This is a genomic window from Gemmatimonadaceae bacterium, assembly GCA_030647905.1.
In the GTDB taxonomy this organism is placed as follows: Bacteria; Gemmatimonadota; Gemmatimonadetes; order Gemmatimonadales; family Gemmatimonadaceae; genus UBA4720.
Genome location: JAUSJA010000029.1, coordinates 21,733 through 43,023, shown reverse-complemented (window position 1 = coordinate 43,023; position 21,291 = coordinate 21,733). Strand labels below are relative to the sequence as shown.

Below are 21,291 nucleotides of genomic sequence, written 5' to 3'. Positions count from 1 at the left end.
TGTGCGGTCGAAATGGTGCATGTCCGTGACGGGGGCGTTCGGCATATCTGCACGGGCGATATCTGCTGGACATATCTGCATGGCCCGATTGAACTTGCACAAGCAAACGGATATTATTGAAGGCTACCCCAGAAAGCACCCACTCAACCCTTTCACCCAGTAGAATGCCCGACCTCGATACCCAAGACACCCCAACCGGCACGGCGCTGACCGCGCGCGAGAAGCGCGATCTGCAGAAGGCGCAGCTGCGCCCGCTTGCCAACCTCCGCCCCGAGCTCTACGACGAGGACGATTACTCCCCCGACGAGCTCGAGTCCATGATGGCGATGTACACCGGCACCATGGCCTCGATCGAAGAAGGCGAGATCGTCAAGTCAATCGTCCTTGACATCCGCGACAACATGGTCGTCCTCGACATCGGATTCAAATCCGAGGGAACCGTCCCGCTCGAGGAGTTCAAGGACATGCCCGACCTCAAGGCCGGCGATGAAGTCGAAGTGCTCCTCGAGCACCTTGAGGACATGGAAGGCTCGGTCGTCCTGTCCAAGAAGAAAGCCGACTTCATGCGCGTGTGGGAGCGCATCCGCGTCGCCTACGAGAGCGATCAGCCAGTAACCGGAACCCTGGTCAAGAAAATTAAGGGAGGAGTCGTCGTCGATCTCATGGGAGTGGATGCATTCCTTCCCGGCTCGCAGATCGCCCTTCGCCGTGTTCCGAACGTGGACGAGCTCCTCGGCCAGTCGTTCGAGTTCAAGATCATCAAGCTCAACAAGCGCCGGCGGAATATCGTCGTCTCGCGCCGCGTGATCCTCGAGCAGGAGAGGGCGGGCAAGCGCGCCAAGCTGATGAAGGACCTGCAGAAGGACCAAGTCCGCAAGGGCGTCGTCAAGAACATCACCGACTTCGGTGCATTCATCGACCTCGGCGGCGTGGACGGACTGCTCCACATCACCGACATGTCGTACGGACGCATCCAGCATCCGTCGGAGATGGTTCAGATCGGGCAGGAGCTCGAGGTCAAGGTTCTGGACATAGACTGGGAGAGGGAGCGCATCTCGCTCGGACTCAAGCAGCTCCAGAGCTATCCGTGGAAGGACGTCGCGGAGAAGTATCCGGTCGGCACGCGCGTGTCGGGCAAGGTGGTCTCGATTACCAACTACGGCGCGTTCATCGAGCTCGAGCCGGGCATCGAGGGACTGGTGCACATCAGCGAGATGAGCTGGACTCGCAACGTGCGTCATCCGTCGAAGCTCGTCTCCATCGGCGAGGCGATCGAGGCAGTGGTGCTGAAGGTCGATCCGAACGAGGAGAAGATCTCGCTCGGTATGAAGCAGACGGAGCAGGATCCGTGGATGATGCTGCCGCAGAAGTATCCGGTCGGCACGCGTCTCAACGGCAAGGTGAGAAACCTCACCAGCTTCGGCGCGTTCGTGGAGATCGAGCCCGGCATTGACGGACTGATTCATATCTCCGACATGTCGTGGACCAAGCGGGTACAGCATCCTTCGGAAGTCGTAAAGAAGGGTGACGCGGTTGACGTCGTGATTCTCAACATTGACGCCGACAACAAGCGCATCTCGCTCGGCTTGAAGCAGGCGCAGGACGATCCGTGGCTCAAGATCGGCGAGACCTATCCGGTCGGAACCGAGCTCGATGGCACCGTGGTTCGCCTGATGGACAAGGGTGTCGTCGTGGACATCGGCAACGACATCGAGGGCTTCGTGCCGGTGAGCCAGCTCAACTTCGGCGACCCGGTGGACAGCCCGGCCGACATCACGTGGGAGACCATGAAGGTCGGCGTGCGCGTGCTCGAGGTTGATCCGATCCAGCGCCGCATCGTGCTCGCGGTGACGAACATCCCTGAAGGCCAGGAGCGTCCGGAGACCCCGAGCAAGGTGATTCCGATGGAGTCGGACGACTACAACATGTCCGATCCGATTCCGCTTCCGGCGGTGTTCGACGAAGGCGAAGGGTGAGGTTTTCTTGTCACAGAAGGCCCGACAACCGCCCACATCCAGGGAACATCGCCCCGCTCTCTCCCGATCACCCCGTCCGTACTCCCGAATGCCACAGCACCGCGAAGAAGTGGCAGGTGCTGCCCGCCAGCACGAATACATGCCACACCGCGTGGCCGTACCGAAGGCGCGTGTCGGTGGCGTAGAAAACGACGCCCCCCGTGTAACAGAGCCCGCCCGCGAGCAGCCACCAGAATCCTGCTGCCCCAACGTGTGTGATAAGGGGCCGGACGGCGACAATGCTCAGCCATCCCATGGCGATGTAAAGCGTGGTGGATAATCCCGGCCTGACGAATCCATGGATGCTCTTCAGCGCGATGCCGATGAGAGCCATCGCCCAGACCGCGGCTAGAAGGGCCCATCCCCAGGGTCCCCTGAGCGGGCCGAGCGCGAATGGTGTGTAGCTGCCCGCGATCAACAGATAGATCGCGGAGTGGTCAATCATGCGGAGCACGCGCGTCGCCGAAGATCGCGGGAATGAGTGATAGACCGTGGATGCGCCGTAGAGCAGGACGAGGGACAAGCCGAATACGGCGGCGCCGACCACCTGCAATGGATCGCCCCGCTTCAGCGACGCGAAAATCACAAGCGGGAGGGCGATCAGGCTTGCCGCCAGTCCCACTCCGTGTGTGACGCTGTTTGCGATTGTCTCACCGATTCGGCGATCAGCGCCTGTTGCCAATTGGGTCATTCGAGCCGGTGCAAAGGTATACCGCCTACTTCGCCGGCGTTACCGCGAACCCGCCAATGTGAACGTCGAGGTTGTGATTCACGCGGATGCCGGCGATGCCAGCGGAACCAGCGTTCCCCGAGCCGCTCTCGACAACGGCTCGCGGAAGCGTGTGCACTTCCTTTCCGTTGACGAGGAAGCTGATCGTCGTCGCGCCAACTGCGACCGCCAGTGTATTCGACGCCTTGCCCGACGCGTCTATCGCCTTGACGGCATCGTTCGCCGTCCAATCCACGATCTTGTGAACGGTCGAATCGTTCGCGCGGTGGTTGATCAGGAACTTGCCGTCCTGCCGCACGAGAAAATACGCGTAGCTCTGATTCGGCGTGTCCAGGCCACGGCCGGCGACGATGAGACCGTATCCCTCGGCGTGTGCCGAAGCTTTGGTCTGACTGAATGTCGCTTGGACGGTATAGTTGCCGCGCGGCGAATTCGACGGATTCCAGTAGATCGCGGCCGGGCCCGCCGTCACGTGAATGCCGCTGCCCATCGAGATGAACTTCGCTTCGGTGATCTTGCGCCCCTGGGCAGCGGGTCGCGGATCCACGCGGCCCGTCCATCCAGCGACCTTGACGCCGCCGTCGGTCACGAGCTTGTCCGGATCGTTTCCCTGAGCCGACAGTGACGTTGTAGCCAGCGCGACGAACGCCGCGGCGATAATCGAAACCTTCATGCTTCCTCCTTCGTGCGATTGACGGGGTTGTCGAACCGAAACGGATATTAGTAGCTGTGCTCGTGGACGCGCCAGCGGCAAGGCCGATTGTGTCAAGGCCGATTGTGTCAAGGCCGATTGCGGTGGCCGGCGAGGGCTCAGCGGCGCCCCGGGTTGTCCACCGCCTGCTGCGCCAGCTCCGCGTCGCGCTTCTCGGCGGGGGTGGCGCGAGGATTCAGAGCGAGGGAACGGCGGAGCGATTCGACCGCGCGCGCTTCGTCACCCGCCTTGCGATACGCCATGCCCATTCCCATCTGCACCGCATAGGATTTCGGCAACAGCTCACCGGCGTACGAAAGCAGGGTGATCGCGTCCCCGGCTTTCTCCCGGGCGACCAGCTCGCCGCCGAGATCGCCCAGCGATTTATCCGAGACTTCCCAACTCGAGATGGTGGTTGCGCCAGAGCTTCCGCGGAGCGCCGCTATCGTCTCCTGCATGCTGCGTCCTTCCTGCAGCGAGTCGCGAATGGCGGTGACGAGCGCCGGCTTCGCTGGCGATATGAGGATCAGCTTGTCCCCTCGCGGACTGACCACGTACGTGGTGACACTGTGGAGCTCGGGATTGTCGAATGCGGCGATTCTCTTCCATTCCGTATCGCCCCCGGGCGCCCGCAGAAATACGGCATTCCCTTTGCCCATCAGGATGCCGCTCCTGGTCCACGCATGCACGACGCGGCCGGTTACCGCCGGAGCGATGGCCGAAGTCTGCAACGTGGAGAGATCGAGGCGGCGGATCTCATTGCTGCCGGTCGAATCTATCCGCGTATAGCTGATGGCTCTCTGCCCGGGTATCAGCTGCGGCGGGAGATTCGCCACCTGCCAGTCGTAATCCGTCATCGTCTTTCGTCGCACGTCGAACAGCGCGATGGCTGAGCGCGATTTCGGTCGCATCATCGCGAACGTCACGGAGTCCACGCGCACGTAATAGCCGACCGTGTCGGGACCGGGGAGAACGCCATGGAGCGGCTTCCCGCTCATGTCGTAGATCCACGGCCCCCATTCTCTGAACAGAGTTGCGGGAGTCCACCTGATCACCATCAGCTTTCCATCCGGCGTGATGGTGGGGCTGTTCTCCATTTCCGGTGTGGCAGTGACGCGGGTCTCGGTACCGGTGGCGAGGTTTATCCGGTAGATGTCGCCTTGGCCGTCCGCGCCGTCCCGGCGGCTCACGAACAGGACAAATGCGCTGCCGGGGGTGAATGACGGCTGGCTGTTGATTCCGCGGTCGCCGGTCAGCTTGCGCGGCGCGCCGACTTGAACGCCGCCGCTGTCGTACTTCAGATCGGCGACGAAGAGATTGACGGGCACCGGCGCCTGGGCACGGCCCGTACTGGCGGCGCCGATGCAAAGCGCGACGATGAACGCGGCGCAATGTACGAGCGCTCTGAACTTGTCTGTCATGTTCGTAATTTGTGAGCGCGCGTCGGATCGAGCCAGAGCCACATCTTCCACGAGGGCCGGGTTTTTGCCATTGTCCGACGCTGGAATGGCAGGCGACAACAGCGGAGGATTCGGATGCGCTGGACTCCAGGTGGACGCAGTGACAATCTCGAGGATCGCAGATCGGGCGGTGGCCTTGGCAGAGGTCTCGGCATCGGCGGAACTGTCATAATCCTGGCGCTCAGCCTCATCATGGGGCGAAATCTGTTCAACGACCTCGGCGTCCAGCCGGGGGTCAGCGCGAATGCTCCGATGACTCCGGAGGATTCGGCGCGGGAAGAGACCGAGGTGCTGTTCGTCTCGTTCATTCTCGACGACGCACAGAATACGTGGGCGCAGATTCTCTCGCGAAACAGCGTCGCGTACCACCCGGCCAAGCTCGTCCTGTTCAGGAATTCGACGGAATCAGGGTGTGGCTTCGCGCAGTCGGCGATGGGGCCGTTCTACTGTCCGGTGGACGAGAAGGTCTACATAGACCTCGGCTTCTACGACGAGCTGAAGACCCGCTATGGTGCGTCAGGCGATTTCGCGCAGGCGTATGTGCTGGCGCATGAGATCGGGCATCACGTCCAGCATCTGACCGGGACAGATTCCGAGGTGCGCCAGGCGCAGGAATCGAATCCGCAGGAGGCCAACCAGCTTTCGGTGCGAATCGAGCTGCAGGCCGACTGCTATGCGGGCGTATGGGCGAACGCGACGAAACGTGAGAACCGGCTCGAGGCGGGAGATGTCGAAGAGGCGCTCGGTGCCGCGTCAGCGGTTGGAGATGATCGCATTCAGCAGCAGAGCGGGCGTGGCGTGAACGTCGATGCGTTCACGCACGGCTCGGCGGCGCAGCGGATGGAATGGTTTCAGCGAGGGTTCCAGAACGGCGATCCGCGAAGCTGCGATACCTTCGGCGGGTAAGATCAACTGCAGAAAAGCAAAGGTACCCAGGCGCCAGTCTTATAAGCGGCCAGCGGCGTGATCGAGATTACGAAATGACCGTCCCGATCGCGGCACCCACGACCGCGTAACCGGCGGCCGCCGCCGCCGCTACTCCCACGGCACTGATGAGAAACCGGATCGCCACCAGGGTCATCCGCACCGGTCCGGGCAGGCTGCGCCGTCCTTCCTGCAATACGTGCTCGACCACTCCCCATAATCCGTAGGCGCTCAGCGCGAGGAAAGGGAGGGCCAGCGCCCACCGATCCGGCGTCCAGATCCATACCGCGAGCGCTGCGGCGAGTCCGATAGATTCGGCGCCGACGAGCCACCCGTTGGGCGCGCGGCGCGCACTGCCGGCGAGCGCGGTGAGCGCGTTTCCGGGGTCGTTCCTCAGCGTGTCGGCAGTCATGGCTTGCTCACAGACAACTTTCTCATCTCCACGAGAACCGTGTCGAGCTGCCGGCGAAGTTCGGTGTACCGCACCACGGCGTCGCGACCGACCCTCTGATCGGCGGAGAGTGCCGCTTTGTACAGATACTGGATCTGCGACTGAAGACCGGGCCGGCTGTAGCGCACGGGCGGAGTGAGCAGAATTCGCTCGACAGCATCCACCGCTTTGCGGGCATCGCTTCCCGCAGGTATGGCCTCCGCATTCTTCTTTGCCAGCGCGAGATCCGCGGCAGCGCGATTGGCGTCGCTAACCAGGTCGCGCACGCGAAGGTTGTGCGCCAGCTGCCCACGCATGATATCGCGCGACACTCCATCCTTCACGACCCGCGGGTCCGGGCGAAGGACGAGCCGTTGCGACTCGATGATCCCGTTCGCCGAGAGTCGCACGGTGTATGTGCCCGGCGCGGCAACGGGGCCATCGCGACCGCTTCGCCTCGTGTTCACGTCCCACGGACCGGCATACCGCATGTCCCATATGATCCGGTTGAGACCGCTCAGGCGAGTGAGTCTTTGCGCGCCAAGGGCGGCGAGCTCGTCCGGAGTTTGCACCGGCGATTGCGCGGATGCCTGTCGCGATTGGGAGTCCGCAGCGGATTCGCTCGACAGCCGTCTGACGATCTTCCCGTCCGGTGCGACGATTTCCATGGTCACAGCTCCTGAATTCGGCGAAAGCCAGTAGTCGATCATGGCCCCTGCCTGCGGATACTGCGGATCGCCGCTGGACATCCGGTTCGATTCCGCTCCGCCGAATCCCGCATTGTACCGGAGGCGGTAAGACTCACGTGGCGCGAAGAGATGGGCGGCGCGCGAGGCGACTCCATCGGCCAGCTGACGCAGTGGCTCGAGGTCGTCAAGAATCCAGAACGAGCGGCCCTGAGTGGACAGAACGAGGTCACCGCGCTGGACTTTCATGTCCGTGATCGGCGTCGCCGGAAGATTGAGCTGGAGCGAATGCCATTTCGCTCCGTTGTCAAACGATACGAACGCGCCGAACTCCGTACCCGCGTATAGCAGGCCTTGGCGCACCGGGTCCTCGCGAACTACGCGAACGGGATGATCCGGCGGAATGCCGTTCGCTCCCGTTGTCAGCAGCGTCCACGACGCGCCAAAATCGTCGGTGCGCCAGGCGAAGGGACGGAAATTGCCCAGCAGGTAGCAGAGCACCGCATAGTACGCGGAGCCGGCACGATGCGGAGACGGCTCGATGTTCTGCACGCGGCATCCCTGCGGCTGACCGGCCGGAGTGATCTTCTTCCACGTTCTGCCGCCGTCGCGGGTCACGTGAAACGGTCCGTCATTGGCTCCCGTCCAGATAACCCCCGCGCGGAGGGGCGATTCACGAATCGCATAGAGCGTGCTGTAGAATTCCTCTCCCGTCACGTCAATCGTGATCGGCTCGCCGGAGACTTTCTGCTGCCGCTCCGGCGGGTTCCAGGTGAGATCGGGGGATATGCGCTCCCACGTCACGCCTTCGTCGCGCGTGCGGTGGACGTACTGCGATCCGTAGTAGAGCGTCGTCGCGTCGTGCGGCGAGTATTCCATTGGGGAGACGCGCTGGAACCTGTAGATGAGGTCCTTTCCCGGCATGCCGTAGATGGACTGCGCGCCGACCCAGTATCGCTTCTCCTGTCCGGTGCGGAGCGACAGGCGTGAGAACTGTCCTTTGCACGACCCATAGACCGTGTCGGGATTCGTCAGATGCGGGAAGATGGGACCGGTCTCGCATCCGGGTCCGGTGCGCCAGCTCTGAATCGGATCATCGGGAAGCGAATCAGTCACGGGAAGACCTGGCACGATGAGCGTCGTGTTGTCCTGCTGCGCTCCATAGACCCGATACGGAAACTGGTTGTCCGTGTAGATCTGGTAAATCTCGGCGGTCGGCTGATTGTACTGCGTGGACCAGCTGCGGCCGCTATCGAGCGAGACGTTCGCACCGCCATCGTTGGACTGGATCATGATGGACGGATTGGCGGGGTTGATCCACATGTCGTGGTTGTCCCCGTGTGGCGTGGACATCGTCGCCCACGTCTTTCCCGCGTCCGTGCTCTTGTAGAAGTCCTCGGTACCGACATATACGATGTCGCTGTTGGTCGGATCTGCGTCAATGTTGGTGTAATAGAACGGACGGGTGATCAGGCCGCGCGTCGTCGTGTCAACCGCGATGAACGAGCGTCCCGCATCGTCGGAGCGATAGAGGCCGCCGCCGGGCTTTGCCTCGATGAGCACATAGAGGCGGTCCGGCTTTGCGGGAGATACCGCGAAGTCGGACTTTCCGACGAGGCCCGCGGGAAGTCCGCCCGAGAGCCGGCTCCAGTTGTCGCCCCCGTCGGCGCTGCGATACACGCCGCCTTCGCGAGCTCCGCTGATGATCGTCCACGGTTTGCGCTCCGCGCGCCACATCGCTGCGTACACGACATCGGATTTACCTGGCTGAAGCTCGAGGTCCACGGCCCCGGTCGAGTCGGAAACGAAGAGGACCTTCTGCCAGTTGCGTCCTCCGTCGCGAGTTCGATAGACGCCGCGATCCGGAGTTGGTTTGAACGGATCGCCAAGGGCTGCCACGTAGACGATGTCGGGATTACCCGGATGAACCACGATCGAAGCGATCTGGCCCGCGTCGCGCAGGCCGACATGCGACCAGGTGCGACCCGCATCCACGGACTTGTACACGCCCTTGCCGATGGAAACGTTGCTGCGGATTCCATCCGAACCGGTGCCGGCGTAGACGATGTCCGGATTCGAATCGGCGACGTCTATCGAGCCCGTGGATGCAGCTTCGAAGTATCCGTCGGATACATTCGTCCACGATTGCCCGGCGTTGACGGTCTTCCAGACGCCGCCGCCAGTGGTGCCCATATAGAAAGTCATCGGCCGTTGCGCTATGCCGGTAACAGTCGTGACGCGGCCGCCACGCGCGGGTCCGATCATGCGATACCGAAGGCCGCGAAGCCGCGCCGTGTCGAGTGTCGTGACGGCTCCCGGATTCCGCGACGCAACCGCGCGCGTGCTGCCGGTCTGCGCGGCTGCGGTGACAGGCAAGGCGAGGATCAAAGACAGGGAACGCAGATGCATCATTTCAATCCTCGGGGATAAATCGGCATGCCGCCGCCTTCCTGGGGCAGGCGGCGGTGACAACGAGGTCCTGCTGGTCAGGTCAGGCGACTGAGGGAAGCTGGAGGACCACGCGATATGCCTGGATGTCATCGCGCTTGAAACCATCGTAGCAGCCCCAGAGGAACAGTCGGAATTTCCTGTACTGCGCGCGTCCCCACCGGCGTTCGATCTCTTCTCGCGCGGCGTCGAACCGTTCCGCCCAATGCTTCGCCGTCAGGGCGTAACTGTGGCGGTCGTCGTGGACGCCTTCGAGCTGGAACGGAGACTCCGAAACGGCCCGTAAGTAGTCGTGCAGACACATCGGCGAGCCATTGCCCGGGTAGATGTGCCTCCGGAGGAAGCTGGATATGTCGTACTTCTTTCTCTTCGCGCTGGCGTCGAGATAGACCTTGCCGCCCGGCTTGAGCATTGAGCGATAAAGTCCGAGTGTCTTGTCGTAGTCCGGAAGGTGCTCGGTCACGCCGAGAATGCAGATGGCGTCGTACGGTTTGTCGGGGTGATGCTCGTGCAGATGCTGGTACTTCACCTGGCAGGGAAGCTTTTCGCGGGCGATCAGGTCGTTCAGGAACTTCTCGGACTCACGCGAAATGGTGAGTGACGTAACCTGCATGTCCTTCTTCCCGGCAAATTCGGTAAACGCGCCCCATCCTCCACCGACGTCGAGAATTCGATAGCCGGGCCGCGCTTCGACCGAATCCAGCGAGAACTGCAGCTTGCGCGTGATGCCGTCCTCGAGTGACTCATCGTCGCACTCGAAGATGCCGTGGGAGTAGCAGCGGTGTCGCTTGTCGAGGAACGAGAGAAAGAAATCGGCGTCAATGTCGTAGTGATGAGAGATGTGCTCGGCGTCAGTCCGCTCCTGGCCGTGGATCTTCGGCCAGAACATGTGCCAGGCCGTCACCATCGGATGCGCGTCCATAAAGAAATTGCGGTGCGCCAGCACGGGCTCGATGTTGCCTTCGATCTCGATTCCGCCGTTGAGGTAGGACTCTGCGATGACGAGCGCATCCAGCGTCGCCATCGCGTCGAGCGACCTCTTGTCGGAGGCGATGAGCGTGAACTCCGGCTCACCGCTTCCGAAGACATGGCGGCTGCCATCCGGTCCCTTTATCGCGAAAGCCGGTCCCGCCGTACCGCCGAAATATTCGCGATATCTCTTCTTGAATTTCGATGCGACGCGATCGATTCCGGAACTCATACTGTGGAGGCTCCCTGAGTGACGACCCGCGATTCGCTCCTTCGACAGCAAAAAATACTAGCAAACCGGGCAAGGAAGCGAACGAGGGCGTCTGCGTCGGCGATCTGCTTGTCGAGCACGGTAATCCTTCCGTCGAGCGAATTGATTCGCTGCTCGAGTCCCCTGCGGTCGGCGCCAGTGACCGATGGCTGTTCAAGGCGGCCCGACAACTGCTCGCGCGTGTCTTCCAGAGTCTCGAGCGTCGGCGCGACGGGAACGGCGGGAGTCTCCTGCTGCATCAATCAATCCTCCTTTACTCAAGCGCGCGAGGTTACATGTTCTTCATACATGTTCTTCACTTCAAGCTCTCGCCTAGTGCGCGATCCCGCCAGTCACAATGACGCCGGACGAGGGGGAAACAATTTCGTATCCCTTCACAAATTCTGCGCGGATCCACCGACGCCCGCCGGCGCGCAGTCCGATCCGCAGCTCTCCCAGATTTTCAACCCCCCGAATCGCGGCGTGCGTCGTCCCGTGAAGCTGGCCGAGAATCGCGATGGAAGGAGCGATGTGCCATCCGCGGTATTCGGCGCGCGAAGCATAGAGCAGCAGATCGTCCTGCTCGAAGCTCTGCTCCCGGGAGGAATGAATTCCGATGCCGGCTTCGCTGTCGAATGCCAGCCCTCCACGCAACGTTGACGCCCCTACGGTCGCGAAGAAATCGACCGCATCGCGATCGAGGCCGGTCGTGTTGTCGGTGCTCGGCAGCCTCGTGCCGAAGCGAACGGCGCTGCGCACCGGCCATTCCTCGGGCGTGAGCCGGATGGTCGTCGAGATGCGGAAATCCCCCGAGTCGTGACGCCTGTCGTCATTGGCGGGCTCGACATCGGGATACGGCTCCTCGAACCGGCTCCGTTCACGAAAAAATCTTTGCGCCGTGCCTGCCACCTCTACAACGACTCGGCCGGTTCGCCAGGCGAGGGAAATGTTGCCGACTTCCCACAGGTCACCGCTCGTGCCGGCGAGCGATGCGCGCTGGTCACTCAGTCTCGAGAAGCCGGCTTCGCCCGCGACCGTGGCTCCGCCCCGAAGGAGCCGCCAATTGATCGGCTCGAGTGGACGAAGCTGCGCGCCCATGGGATGCGCAACGAGCGCGAAGAGCGGGATGGCCGCGATCGCGCGAATACTTCTCCGCACGAATTCCTTATCTATGGGTTCGCTAAAGGTATCTACCGAACGGTGGCCTTCTCCAGTGTCGTCGTCGTACCGTCGCGGTTCAGCAGATAGACGGCGCCGCCTGGTCCAAAGCCGACGATACTGCGACCCACCGGGATCTGCACGCGTTCGACGATCTCTCCTGTTCGATTGACGACATCATACACCGGTCCCCCGGCGATCGCGGAGGTGGGAATCGTGCGGATCCAGAGGTTGCCATCGGTATCGGCGCGCGTCGAGCCGGCGAAGAATGGCGGCTTGTAGTCGGGCAGCTCGTTCGCCGGAACGAAGCTGGGCGGCTGAAGTGCGCCATTCGGCCCGGTGCGCAAACCACCGCCTGCGCCGGGCCCGCCTCCCGGACCGCCCGGCCCCGCGAAGATCATCACCTGCGGAGTGCCGCCGCCCGCGCCTGGAGGAGCCCCGCCTCCGGTTGGGACGGGTGCATTGGCTCCGAGGCGCTCTCTCGCCGCCTTGAGCGAGTCTATGAAAGCGATCTTGTCCTCGTCGGTCATGCGCTGCCAATCGAATGGAATCTTCGCAGATGACGTTTTCGATCCGTCGGAGTTCACCCAGTCCACGTGATAGTCGCGCCCTCTCACGAACGCGACGGCACCATCGGACGTCACAGCCCAGTCATCCACGACAGGCAGCGGGTTGATCATGGACTGGACGCTGATGTTGCCGCGATCGTCGCGCTTCACGTCGAGCTTGATCTTCGGCGTTCTGATGAATCCAAGTGTGTCGAGGTGCCGCGTCGTGAGGTCAACGCGAAGGATGAGAGCGGAGTCCGGCGGATCGGGCATGGTGAATCCGCCGGGACCGCCAGCCCCTCTGCCGACCATCTGGAATCGTGCGCCGGCGCGATACACGAGGCGACCCGACGCGTCGAATGCCGAGTTGCCGAGCGTGCCGCCGATCATCAGCGCGTCCTCTGCGCGGGGTATCGCCATCACCCGAGCCACTTTCCCGGCGGCGTCTATCACGAGCATCGAAACGGAAGTGGGGTCTATGAAGAGACTCGAGTCGCCGCGGTAAGCGATAAGCGATCCGGTTCTTCCGGCATAGGCATTCGCAGTGGCGCTCGTCGAGTCGGCGATGACCGTGAAGCTGCTCAATGCAGGGTTGAAGAGAAGGACCCTGCGTCCGCCGACGTCGTTGACGAGCACGCTTCCGTTCGACAGCGCTCGAACGCTCGCGGCGTTCACGAAGGTCTCGGTGGACTTGGCGACGACCGCGCCGAGCTGTCGCACGGGTGGCCGCTGCTGCGCGCCGGCCACGGTCGCGGATGCCGCGAGGAAGGCGACTGACGTGATGCGGATGCGAAGATTCATGGCTCTGCTATTGAAGGTTGAGATTTGCCGGCATGTCCTGACGCCGATCAACGGTGGATGATGATGGTCTGTGTTCCACCGCCCATCCCCGGCACCATCATGTCGCTGCTCATCATGACGGGTGCTCCCGCGCCGAACATTGAGCTTCCGGTAAAGCCGGCGGTACCGGAGCGGATCGACGCGAGGTATCGCGGTTCGAGATAGCTGGCGATGAAGGGCGGAAGCTTGCGGCGCTGTTCGGCAGTGAGAAGGCCCTTGATGCCCGGCGCGAGCCTGGCGAGCAGATCGATCGTCGCCTTTCTCGCGCTCATGTAGCGATCGTATGCCTCATCCTTGTCATAGCCGTTGGGCAGCTCCGCAAAATACTTCGTGAGTGGCGACCAGAGAGCGTCGTTGCGAATCGTGTAGATACGATTCAGCGTCGCGAGACTGTCGGCCTGCGGACCGCTAAGGCGCAGCGAATCCTGCTGGCGAAGAATCGTCGCCAGCGGATTGGGGATGCCGCCGTTGCCGTAGATCGCCTTGAGCATCATCTCGGGCGCCCTGGTTCCCTCCGTTCGGCGTCCGCGGTCGAGCTGCTGGGTCAGCATCTGCCGCTCTCGCGTCGGGCCAACGTCGAACCGCATCATCGCGGTCAGCGTCACCGGGAGGCGGAACGATCCAACGCCCTGATTAGTGGACCCGAAGCGCTGGTTCACTTCGTACTTGTAGCGGCGGGTCTGAGGATCGAAGCCGCGCACGTACAGCAGCTGCTGGTCGGGTAACGACGGCTGTCCCCATCCGCGCAGGTTGCTCGAGCCGTGCGTGATCAGATCGGCGGCGCCGAGAGGATTCGAAAGCTGGAACGAGAGCGTGGCGCGCTGTGGCATCCGCACCTTCAGCGGATTGAACGACACCGACATGGACGCCGACGAGAACCACGGGCCCTGACAGCTGTTGCGCCCGGCAAGAGTGCCGAGCTGCTTCCGGAGACAGCTGCGGGCTTCGGCTGATGTGTTGTCCAGCAACGATTTCACCGAGCTGACGAGTGCGGGGTCCGAATCGGAGAGACTCGGGATAAACGCGCGATCGTTGGCGTACCCGTCTCCGTTGATGTCGCCGGCGACCATCGGCGTGTACGGCGATCCGGAGCGGAACTGGCCGAACCAGTTCACGCGCACGAAGTCGAAGAAGTTGTATCCGACGTTGTACACGAGCTGGTTTCGCGAATCGAACGACGAGCGTCCCCACTCGACAGCCAGCGGATTGCTGACGGTGCTCGAGAAGCCGCGGAACTGCTCGCGCACGTTTGAATAGACGTAGGAGAGACTCCAGCTCAGGTTCGTGCTGAACGTATTGGGCGAGAGTCTGAGGCTCACCTGCCGGCTCTGCGACTCGAGATCGGAGGTGAGCTGTGTGACGCGCGAGAAGCTCTGGCTCAAGCGCGCGTCGAGCGGCGAAGCGACGCCGGTCGCCGGAAAGATGCTCGTCGGCTGCACGAAAACGGGGCGATTGTCCTCGCCGGCGAGAGTGAAGCGGGTGACCGGATTGAAGTTGAGATCCATGGGGCCCGACTGATTCAGGTTGAGCGAGTACGTACCCTCCAGTTGCGCGGAGAATCGGTTTCCCAGCACCGGACCACTCCACTGAAGATTCGACCGCACGCTTCTGGGAGCGGAGAAATCGTTCGCGAACAGAGTCACGTTCGGCGCTCCGCTGGAGAACACGCTGCCGGTCGAGCCATCGGCGCATCGCGCCGGAACTGATGCGGTATTTGCGGCGTATGCGTTCCAGTCCGGAACCGGAGCGGCCATGCCGATGCATGTGATCTGCTGCACGCCGCTTGCGAGCCCGGTGTTGTCGAGCGCGACGCCAACGAGATTTGCCGATGGCGTGTTCCGGAAGACACCGATTCCACCTCTCACGACGGCGCGAGGCCCGCGCGCCGCGCCTTCGAAGCCCGCAATCTGCGGAGCCCGCCCATAGCTCCACGAGAAACCCATGCGGGGGCTCACGTAGAGCCTGCCTGGCACCGGATCGTTGCGGACGCCGAAAACGGATTCGACACCCGGGTTGAGTGCGGGGTCGGCGAGAAAGCGATTTCCATCCACGCGGAGGCCGTACTGAATCTGAAGATTGTCGGTGCGTCTCCACGAGTCGCCAAGGGAGAGGCCAGCGACGAGCTGGCTTACATCGCGCTCGCGGGATCCGAGCTGTCGCGTGAATGACACCGGCCGTGCCGCCTGGAGATCGGCGAGCGAGTTGAACGAGAACGTCCCGAGCAGATTGGACGCCTGCTCCTGCACCGTGCCGTCCCTGCGGAGCTCGCTGGTGAGCTTCACGCGATGCTTGTTATTGGTGCTGAACCACGACAGTTGATTCAGCAGGGCAGCCGAGCCGGTCGTCTGCGTGCTGTTCATCGCCTGATTCCCGCCGAAGACGAGATTCTGAACGCCGCTCGCTCCGTCATCGAACGAGGAGTTCACGCGAACCGCCCCCGTCGGCATGTCGAGATACGGATTGGCCCAGCTCCTCGATGCGCTGTAGCCGAGCGACGTCTCGCTGAGCAGTCCGCGAACATACATGTTCTGGCGCGCCTGCACTCCGCCCCGCCAGGTCGTCCGATCTCCGCTGTGCGCCGGCAACTCGGTGGCGAAACCCGACGAAGGACTCTGCCGGTTCCAGTTTCCGTTGAACGAGAGGTTGAGAGCCTGTCCGGTGGTGGAAGACGGCGGCGCGAAATCGAAGCTGCCGAACAGCGAGCCTTGATCGCCGACACGATCGCCGGGGATGGCGTCGGTGGTGAGCGGAACTCTCTCTCCGTTCAGAATCGAGATGAGGCGCGCCACCGAATCGGAGGACACACCAACGGCCTGCAGTCCGCGAGAATCCGTATTGAGCAATGTCTGCAGATTGTTCGCCCGCCGGCCGAGCTGATATGCGACGTTGTAGAACGCCTTGTCGTACTTGAGCGGGCCCGACACGGTGCCGCCGAGCGACACATTCGAATATTTCTGCCCAAGAGACTGTGCCGCGCGATCGCTCCACTGCATCTGGGGAGCATCCACGTTCAGACTCATGCCGCGAGTGAGGAAATTCGACCCCGATCGCGTGCGCAGCGACATCTGCGCGCCGCTGAATCCGCCGCGCGACACGTCGTACGGCGACGTGATGACCGAGCTCGCTACCGACGCATCGCGCGGCAGGCTCGATCCGCCAAACTGCATTCCGTTGAGCGTCGTGTTGTTCTGATCGGCGCCGAGTCCGAGGACGGAATATCCGTCGGCAGCTCCATCCTGGCCAGGGACGGACTGCACGCCCGGGAGCGAGGCAGCCATCGCCGCCAGATCGCCCATGAGGTTGGCCGGAACCGCGGAGTTGCTGAGGGGTCGCTCGGTTCCGCTGACGTCGGGAGGAGCGTCATTCCGCTGCACCTTCTGGCGCTCGGCCGTGACCATGACCGGGTCGAGGATCGCGCCTACGCGGGAGAGCTTCGTATCTGCGACGAGAATCTCCTCGTCCGCGGAGCGCTTGACCTCGAATCGTCTGGCGGCGTAGCCGAGCGCTGCGAAGGACACCATGTAGTCGCCTTCGCCGCCGGGGAATGTGATCGTGAAGCGTCCGCTGCGGTCCGTCCGTGCGGTCCGGCTGACATTGCCGGAGATCGAGGTCACCGTTACGACGACGTTCTCGATTGCCGCGCTGTCCGGACCCGTCACGCGGCCGCGGATTACATCTGCCTGCTGTGCATTTGCGTCATTTGGGGGCACCATCGGGATCAACGCGGCTGCGACGACGAACAAGAATCGACGAATTGTCATGGATCTCGTTAAAGTTGCCGCCTTTTAGACTCGGAGGCCCTGGGGGAGGGTTTACCGCCTCCGACGGCAGCGGGAGCGCGATTATGCGCGACGCGTTATTTGCTCAAGGCGTAATCAATCGTGGATACCACCCGCACGGTCTTCACGATCTGGCTCGCCTCGGTGATTCCCTCCGCCTGATCGCGAGGAAGGATCTCGAATATTCCCTGGCTGGCCCGCCGAATCCCGCCGATGCTGCTCCCACCGGAGTACTGGTTGGTCTGCGCGTCGGTGACGGAGAAATCCTGCAGCTGCGCCTGCGACGCATCTATCTGATTGGCGGAGAGGAATGTGCGGATCTTCCCGAGACTCGACTGGAGCTGCGCGTTCGCGACCGCGAGGTCGTCGCTTGCGGCGACGACTCGAAGCGGCCAGATCGCGAGGTCGGCCTGAACCTCGCGCTCGGAGATTCCTTTCACCGTTACGAACCGGTCGGCCGACCGCGCCTTGGCGAAGCCGCCACCAATCAACAATCCGGCGAGGGCCATCCCCGCGGCGAGAATCAATGGACGTGCGATGTCGCGATCGCCACTCACGCTGAGCTCCCTTGTCACAGGTTCCCTGCTACTTCCAGCTCGACAAGTCGCTCTTGTAGAGCTGGCTGAGGTCCTTCTTCAGGCTCTCGACCTTTGGCGCGTCATTGATCCTGATGTACAGATCGTTGGGGTGAAGCGTGGCGTAATTCTGGTGGTAATCCTCGGCGACTGTGAACGTGCCGATGGCGGAGATCTTCGTCACGATGGGCCTGCTGAAAACGTTCGCCCTGCCAAGCTGTTCGATGTAGGCCACCGCTATCTTCTTCTGCGCTTCGTTCGTGTAGAAGATCTCGGACCGGTACTGAGTACCGACGTCCGGACCCTGGCGGTTGAGCTGCGTCGCATCGTGCGCGACGGCGAAGAACACTCGAAGAAGCTGGCCGTACGACACCTTCGATGGATCGAAGACTACTCTCACCGACTCCGCATGCCCGGTCGCGCCTGAGCTCACCTCTTCATATGAAGGAGATGCGGTGTGACCGCCCGCGTAACCCGACACCGCCGACTTCACTCCCTTCACATGTTGGAATACGGCCTGGATTCCCCAGAAGCATCCGCCGGCGAAAATGGCCGTCTCCTGTCCGGGCGCGCTGGCGAGTGCGTTGTCCACCGCAGGGGCGGGCACGGACGATGGCGCAGCCGCCAGGGCGGACCCGGATCGGCTGGATAGAGCGACAAACGCGACGGGAATCACGAGCACTGCGAGTGCGATTCGGGCGACTGGGCTGTTCATGGCGACGCGACCGCTACACCGCGTCCGACAGCGAAGTGAAGTTGAAGTCTTTCGCGCGGATGCCTGGCATGACCTGCCCGGCGGACGTCGGCTCGGCGCGTCCGATTTCCTCGATCTTGCTGAGCATGAACAGCGGGCTCTCGTTCCAGCGGAAGTTCTTGAGACTGCGCGTGATCTTTCCGTTCTCGATAAGGAACGTGCCATCGCGCGTCAGTCCGGTGAGCATCACGGTCCTCTGGTCGAGCGACCGGATGTAGAAGAAATGCGTGACGAGAATTCCGCGCTGAGTGCCGGCGATCAGCTCGTCGAGCGACTTGTTGCCACCGGCCATCTTGAGCCCGCCGGGGAATCCGCCGCCGAAACCTCCTCCGCCTCCACCACCACCGCCTCCACCACCGCCTCCACCACCGCCGCCCGTGGGTTGGACGCCCTGCTTCTGCGCCCAGTACCGTGAGTAGGTGAGGTTCTTGAGAATTCCATTCTCGATCCAGACGCGCCGCTGGAGCGGGAATCCCTCGCCGTCGAACGGCGTCGTGAGCAGATCCGAGTCAGTGGGGTCCGAGTACAGCGTGACACGCTCGTCGGCGATCTTCTCGCCGAGCTTCGTTCCGCCGCCGCGCTTGGAGAACGGACTCCGTCCTTCGTCGGCGGAACGACCGTTGAACGCGCCGCCGAGTTGCGGGACGAGATCGGCGACTGCCTGCGGCTCGAGAACGACGGTGTACATGCCTGGCTCGATTGCCGTCGGATTCCGCGAAGCGACCGCCTTCTCCGCCGCGCGGGCACCGAGAGCGGCAGGGTCGATCGCGCCCCAGTTGCGCGCGCCCGCCGAAGCCCAGCCGGAACCGGTCCCGTCAGGCGTGCGCACGGTCGTCGAGAGATTGGCGTCCGTCGAGCGGTGGTACGCGAAGAGCCCCCGATTATTGGCAAGTGCGCGCGCCGTCGCGTTGGCCTCGAGAAATCCGGCGACGAACACGTCACCGGCTGCGCGACCAGTCTGAGCGGCCGTATCTATCACACGCTTTGCCGCCACCGCGCGCGCATCGCCGCCAAGGTTCGCGGTCATGTCAATGAATCCGCGAACCAGCGCGTAGGTCTGCGCGCCCAGCTCGGGCATGATCTCCGGATCGTCGGGAGATAGTTTCGCCAGCCGTTCCGCGAGGTCCACGGTGCGGTGGAGCGATGCGTCCTCGAGAACGTTCGTCGAGGCCGAAGCGCGGCGCTTGCCGATCGTGCTGACGACGGTGATCGTCGTGTCCGTGCTCTCGCCGGAGGTCGTGATCTCCCCGCCGGCGAATCGCGTATTGCCGCTCCAGTCGCTGGATATGGCTACACGCGTCTCGTCGGCCTTTGCCATTCCGAGGACGCGATCAGCGAGCGCCTTTGCCTGCTCGGCCGAAAGAAGATTCTCCACTGACGCGGACGAGCTGAAAAGTGAGCGGGGCCTCACGCGCTTCTCCCTGTGTTGACGATGTTGACCTGAAGGAACCGCGCGGGGACGCAGCCGTGACTGACGGAGTTGGATTGTCCCGGCTCGCCCTTTCCGTCGCCGAAGGATCCGCCAAGCCAGTAGCTCTTCGGCCCGCCGATCATGTCCATGCTGTTCCAGAAGTCAGGGGTGCGGCTCTGATACGCGACGTCCTTGAGCATGCCGGCGATCTTGCCGTTCTTCACCTCGTAGAACACCTGCCCGGAGAACTGGAAGTTGAACCGCTGGTGATCAATTGACCACGAGCCGCGGTTCTTGACGAGGATGCCGCGATCCGTCGCGGCGACGATGTCGTCGAGTCCGATGTCCTTGTCGCCCGGAAGCAGCGATACGTTTGGCATGCGCTGGAACTGCACGCTCGACCACGAATCGGCGAACGAGCAGCCGTGCGACTTCTTCACGCCGGTGAGCGGCGATATCCACGCCGCCTGCTCGCGCGTCGTCTGGTAGTCGTTGAAGATTCCCTTCTTGACGATCAGCCACTTGTCGGCGGGCACTCCTTCGTCATCCCACGCCGTGCGCGAGAGCGATCCTTCCTGCATGCGGTCGCCCTGGATGTTCATGAAGTCGCGGCCGTAGCGGAACTTGCCGATGTATTTCTCAGGCGGAGCGACGAACGACGTGCCGGCGTAGTTGGCTTCGTAGCCCATCGCGCGGTCCAGCTCCGTCGGATGGCCGATGGACTCGTGAATGGTGAGCCAGAGATTGGTGGGATCCAGGATCAGATCGTAGCGGCCTACTTCGACCGACTTTGCCGACAGCTTTTCGGCGGCGAGCGATGCCCATCTCTCGGCATTGCCGGGCATGTTGAGCGACTCGATGTACTCCCATCCCGAGCCGCGCGGAGCGAGCTCCTCGGTGTACGACTGAAAATCACCGTCCCCGATCGCCGTCGCGGAGAACGAAGGCCCGACTCGAACGTACGTCTGCGTGACGAGAGTCCCGTCGGTGGTTGCGAGCGTCTTCTCCTCGCGAAGCAGCTGCAATCCGGAATTGACGAACCGCACCTTGCCGACCTTCAGCGCGGCCTCGTTCGACGCCAGGAGCAATGCCACTTTCTCCTCGATCGGAACGTCAATCGGGTCGCGAGTGATTGGCGTGCGCCACGTGCCTTTGACGGGCGCGACCGGCGCGAGCACCACGGCGCGTTTTTGAACCGCGCGCGCTGCTTTGGCAAGTCGGACCGCTTCCTGCGCGACGCGGCCCACTCCCTCCTTCGTCATCGTGCTGGTCGAGGCAAATCCCCACGAGCCCTGAACGAGCGCGCGGACGCCTATACCATATGATTCGCTGTCGTTGACGCCGGTGACGTTGCGCTCGCGGGTCGCGATGGACTGCCGGCGATAGCGGCCGATTCGCACGTCGGCATACGATGCGCCCGCGGCCTGAGCCGCGTTGAGCGCTTCGAGCGCGAGATCATCCACGATCGCGTCGGATGGTGGATTGGGCAGAAAGCCCGTGATCGGCTGTCCGAAGGCGGCCCGTGCGCCGGTGACTGCGGCGATTGCCGCGGAGGCTTTGACGAAATCGCGACGATTCGTGGGCATTTGTGGGGGTTGGAGGGAGACGACTTAGAGTACGGGT

General features: G+C 62.9%; 16 protein-coding genes. 2 read left to right on the top strand and 14 right to left on the bottom strand.

Annotation, left to right across the window (positions count from 1 at the left end; translation table 11 throughout):
• Nucleotides 1-164 precede the first annotated feature (164 nt).
• Complete coding sequence (locus tag Q7S20_10060; protein MDO8502175.1) at nucleotides 165-1,976, top strand: 30S ribosomal protein S1; 1,812 nt, start codon at nucleotides 165-167, stop codon at nucleotides 1,974-1,976.
• A 67-nt stretch (nucleotides 1,977-2,043) separates the two neighbouring features.
• On the opposite strand, the gene Q7S20_10055 is transcribed toward Q7S20_10060, so the two are convergent.
• From Q7S20_10055 to Q7S20_10045, 3 genes are all read right to left on the bottom strand, one after another.
• Nucleotides 2,044-2,697, bottom strand: coding sequence for a hemolysin III family protein (locus Q7S20_10055; GenBank protein ID MDO8502174.1), 654 nt, complete (start codon nucleotides 2,695-2,697; stop codon nucleotides 2,044-2,046).
• Nucleotides 2,698-2,731: 34 nt separating this feature from the next.
• Nucleotides 2,732-3,418 carry a hypothetical protein gene (locus Q7S20_10050; protein MDO8502173.1) on the bottom strand — a complete coding sequence of 229 codons (687 nt, stop codon included), beginning with the start codon at nucleotides 3,416-3,418 and terminating at the stop codon, nucleotides 2,732-2,734.
• Between the two features lie 137 nt (nucleotides 3,419-3,555).
• Nucleotides 3,556-4,857 (bottom strand): hypothetical protein, encoded by a 1,302-nt coding sequence (locus Q7S20_10045; protein MDO8502172.1) that lies wholly within the window; start codon nucleotides 4,855-4,857, stop codon nucleotides 3,556-3,558.
• Between the two features lie 114 nt (nucleotides 4,858-4,971).
• Here Q7S20_10045 and Q7S20_10040 point away from each other — a divergent pair, with 114 nt between their 5' ends.
• A complete protein-coding gene (locus Q7S20_10040; GenBank protein MDO8502171.1) occupies nucleotides 4,972-5,802 on the top strand; it encodes a neutral zinc metallopeptidase in 831 nt (276 codons plus the stop codon).
• A gap of 67 nt (nucleotides 5,803-5,869) precedes the next feature.
• On the opposite strand, the gene Q7S20_10035 is transcribed toward Q7S20_10040, so the two are convergent.
• The 11 genes from Q7S20_10035 to Q7S20_09985 all read right to left on the bottom strand — a co-directional run bounded on the left by Q7S20_10035 (nucleotide 5,870) and on the right by Q7S20_09985 (nucleotide 21,254).
• Nucleotides 5,870-6,232: a hypothetical protein gene (locus Q7S20_10035; protein MDO8502170.1), complete on the bottom strand. Its 363-nt coding sequence runs from the start codon at nucleotides 6,230-6,232 to the stop codon at nucleotides 5,870-5,872.
• Nucleotides 6,229-9,348, bottom strand: coding sequence for a hypothetical protein (locus tag Q7S20_10030; protein MDO8502169.1), 3,120 nt, complete (start codon nucleotides 9,346-9,348; stop codon nucleotides 6,229-6,231). Before Q7S20_10030 ends, Q7S20_10035 begins: the two co-directional genes overlap by 4 nt.
• 79 nt (nucleotides 9,349-9,427) lie before the next feature.
• Entirely contained in the window at nucleotides 9,428-10,585 is a 1,158-nt protein-coding gene (locus Q7S20_10025; GenBank protein MDO8502168.1) for a class I SAM-dependent methyltransferase, read from the bottom strand.
• Nucleotides 10,582-10,866 carry a hypothetical protein gene (locus Q7S20_10020; GenBank protein ID MDO8502167.1) on the bottom strand — a complete coding sequence of 95 codons (285 nt, stop codon included), beginning with the start codon at nucleotides 10,864-10,866 and terminating at the stop codon, nucleotides 10,582-10,584. The genes Q7S20_10025 and Q7S20_10020 overlap by 4 nt, the downstream gene beginning before the upstream one ends.
• A gap of 70 nt (nucleotides 10,867-10,936) precedes the next feature.
• Nucleotides 10,937-11,761: a hypothetical protein gene (locus Q7S20_10015; GenBank protein MDO8502166.1), complete on the bottom strand. Its 825-nt coding sequence runs from the start codon at nucleotides 11,759-11,761 to the stop codon at nucleotides 10,937-10,939.
• A gap of 32 nt (nucleotides 11,762-11,793) precedes the next feature.
• The gene (locus tag Q7S20_10010; GenBank protein MDO8502165.1) at nucleotides 11,794-13,110 is read right to left on the bottom strand and encodes a hypothetical protein; all 1,317 of its coding nucleotides are present in this window, start codon (nucleotides 13,108-13,110) and stop codon (nucleotides 11,794-11,796) included.
• A 47-nt stretch (nucleotides 13,111-13,157) separates the two neighbouring features.
• Nucleotides 13,158-16,910 carry a carboxypeptidase regulatory-like domain-containing protein gene (locus Q7S20_10005; protein MDO8502164.1) on the bottom strand — a complete coding sequence of 1,251 codons (3,753 nt, stop codon included), beginning with the start codon at nucleotides 16,908-16,910 and terminating at the stop codon, nucleotides 13,158-13,160.
• A gap of 95 nt (nucleotides 16,911-17,005) precedes the next feature.
• Nucleotides 17,006-17,503, bottom strand: a complete 498-nt coding sequence (locus Q7S20_10000) for an SIMPL domain-containing protein (GenBank protein ID MDO8502163.1) — start codon at nucleotides 17,501-17,503, stop codon at nucleotides 17,006-17,008.
• Between the two features lie 10 nt (nucleotides 17,504-17,513).
• Nucleotides 17,514-18,218 carry a peptide-methionine (S)-S-oxide reductase MsrA gene (gene msrA / locus Q7S20_09995; GenBank protein ID MDO8502162.1) on the bottom strand — a complete coding sequence of 235 codons (705 nt, stop codon included), beginning with the start codon at nucleotides 18,216-18,218 and terminating at the stop codon, nucleotides 17,514-17,516.
• Between the two features lie 13 nt (nucleotides 18,219-18,231).
• On the bottom strand, nucleotides 18,232-19,668 hold the full coding sequence (locus tag Q7S20_09990) for a TldD/PmbA family protein (protein ID MDO8502161.1): 1,437 nt from the start codon (nucleotides 19,666-19,668) through the stop codon (nucleotides 18,232-18,234).
• On the bottom strand, nucleotides 19,665-21,254 hold the full coding sequence (locus tag Q7S20_09985; GenBank protein ID MDO8502160.1) for a TldD/PmbA family protein: 1,590 nt from the start codon (nucleotides 21,252-21,254) through the stop codon (nucleotides 19,665-19,667). Before Q7S20_09985 ends, Q7S20_09990 begins: the two co-directional genes overlap by 4 nt.
• Nucleotides 21,255-21,291 lie beyond the last annotated feature (37 nt).

Coding starts and splice junctions, on each gene's coding strand:
- Q7S20_10060 (MDO8502175.1), top strand. CDS start 165: ATGCCCGACCTCGATACCCAAGACACCCCAACCGGCACGGCGCTGACC.
- Q7S20_10050 (MDO8502173.1), bottom strand. CDS start 3,418: ATGAAGGTTTCGATTATCGCCGCGGCGTTCGTCGCGCTGGCTACAACG.
- Q7S20_10045 (MDO8502172.1), bottom strand. CDS start 4,857: ATGACAGACAAGTTCAGAGCGCTCGTACATTGCGCCGCGTTCATCGTC.
- Q7S20_10040 (MDO8502171.1), top strand. CDS start 4,972: ATGCGCTGGACTCCAGGTGGACGCAGTGACAATCTCGAGGATCGCAGA.
- Q7S20_10035 (MDO8502170.1), bottom strand. CDS start 6,232: ATGACTGCCGACACGCTGAGGAACGACCCCGGAAACGCGCTCACCGCG.
- Q7S20_10030 (MDO8502169.1), bottom strand. CDS start 9,348: ATGATGCATCTGCGTTCCCTGTCTTTGATCCTCGCCTTGCCTGTCACC.
- Q7S20_10025 (MDO8502168.1), bottom strand. CDS start 10,585: ATGAGTTCCGGAATCGATCGCGTCGCATCGAAATTCAAGAAGAGATAT.
- Q7S20_10010 (MDO8502165.1), bottom strand. CDS start 13,110: ATGAATCTTCGCATCCGCATCACGTCAGTCGCCTTCCTCGCGGCATCC.
- Q7S20_10005 (MDO8502164.1), bottom strand. CDS start 16,910: ATGACAATTCGTCGATTCTTGTTCGTCGTCGCAGCCGCGTTGATCCCG.
- msrA (MDO8502162.1), bottom strand. CDS start 18,218: ATGAACAGCCCAGTCGCCCGAATCGCACTCGCAGTGCTCGTGATTCCC.
- Q7S20_09985 (MDO8502160.1), bottom strand. CDS start 21,254: ATGCCCACGAATCGTCGCGATTTCGTCAAAGCCTCCGCGGCAATCGCC.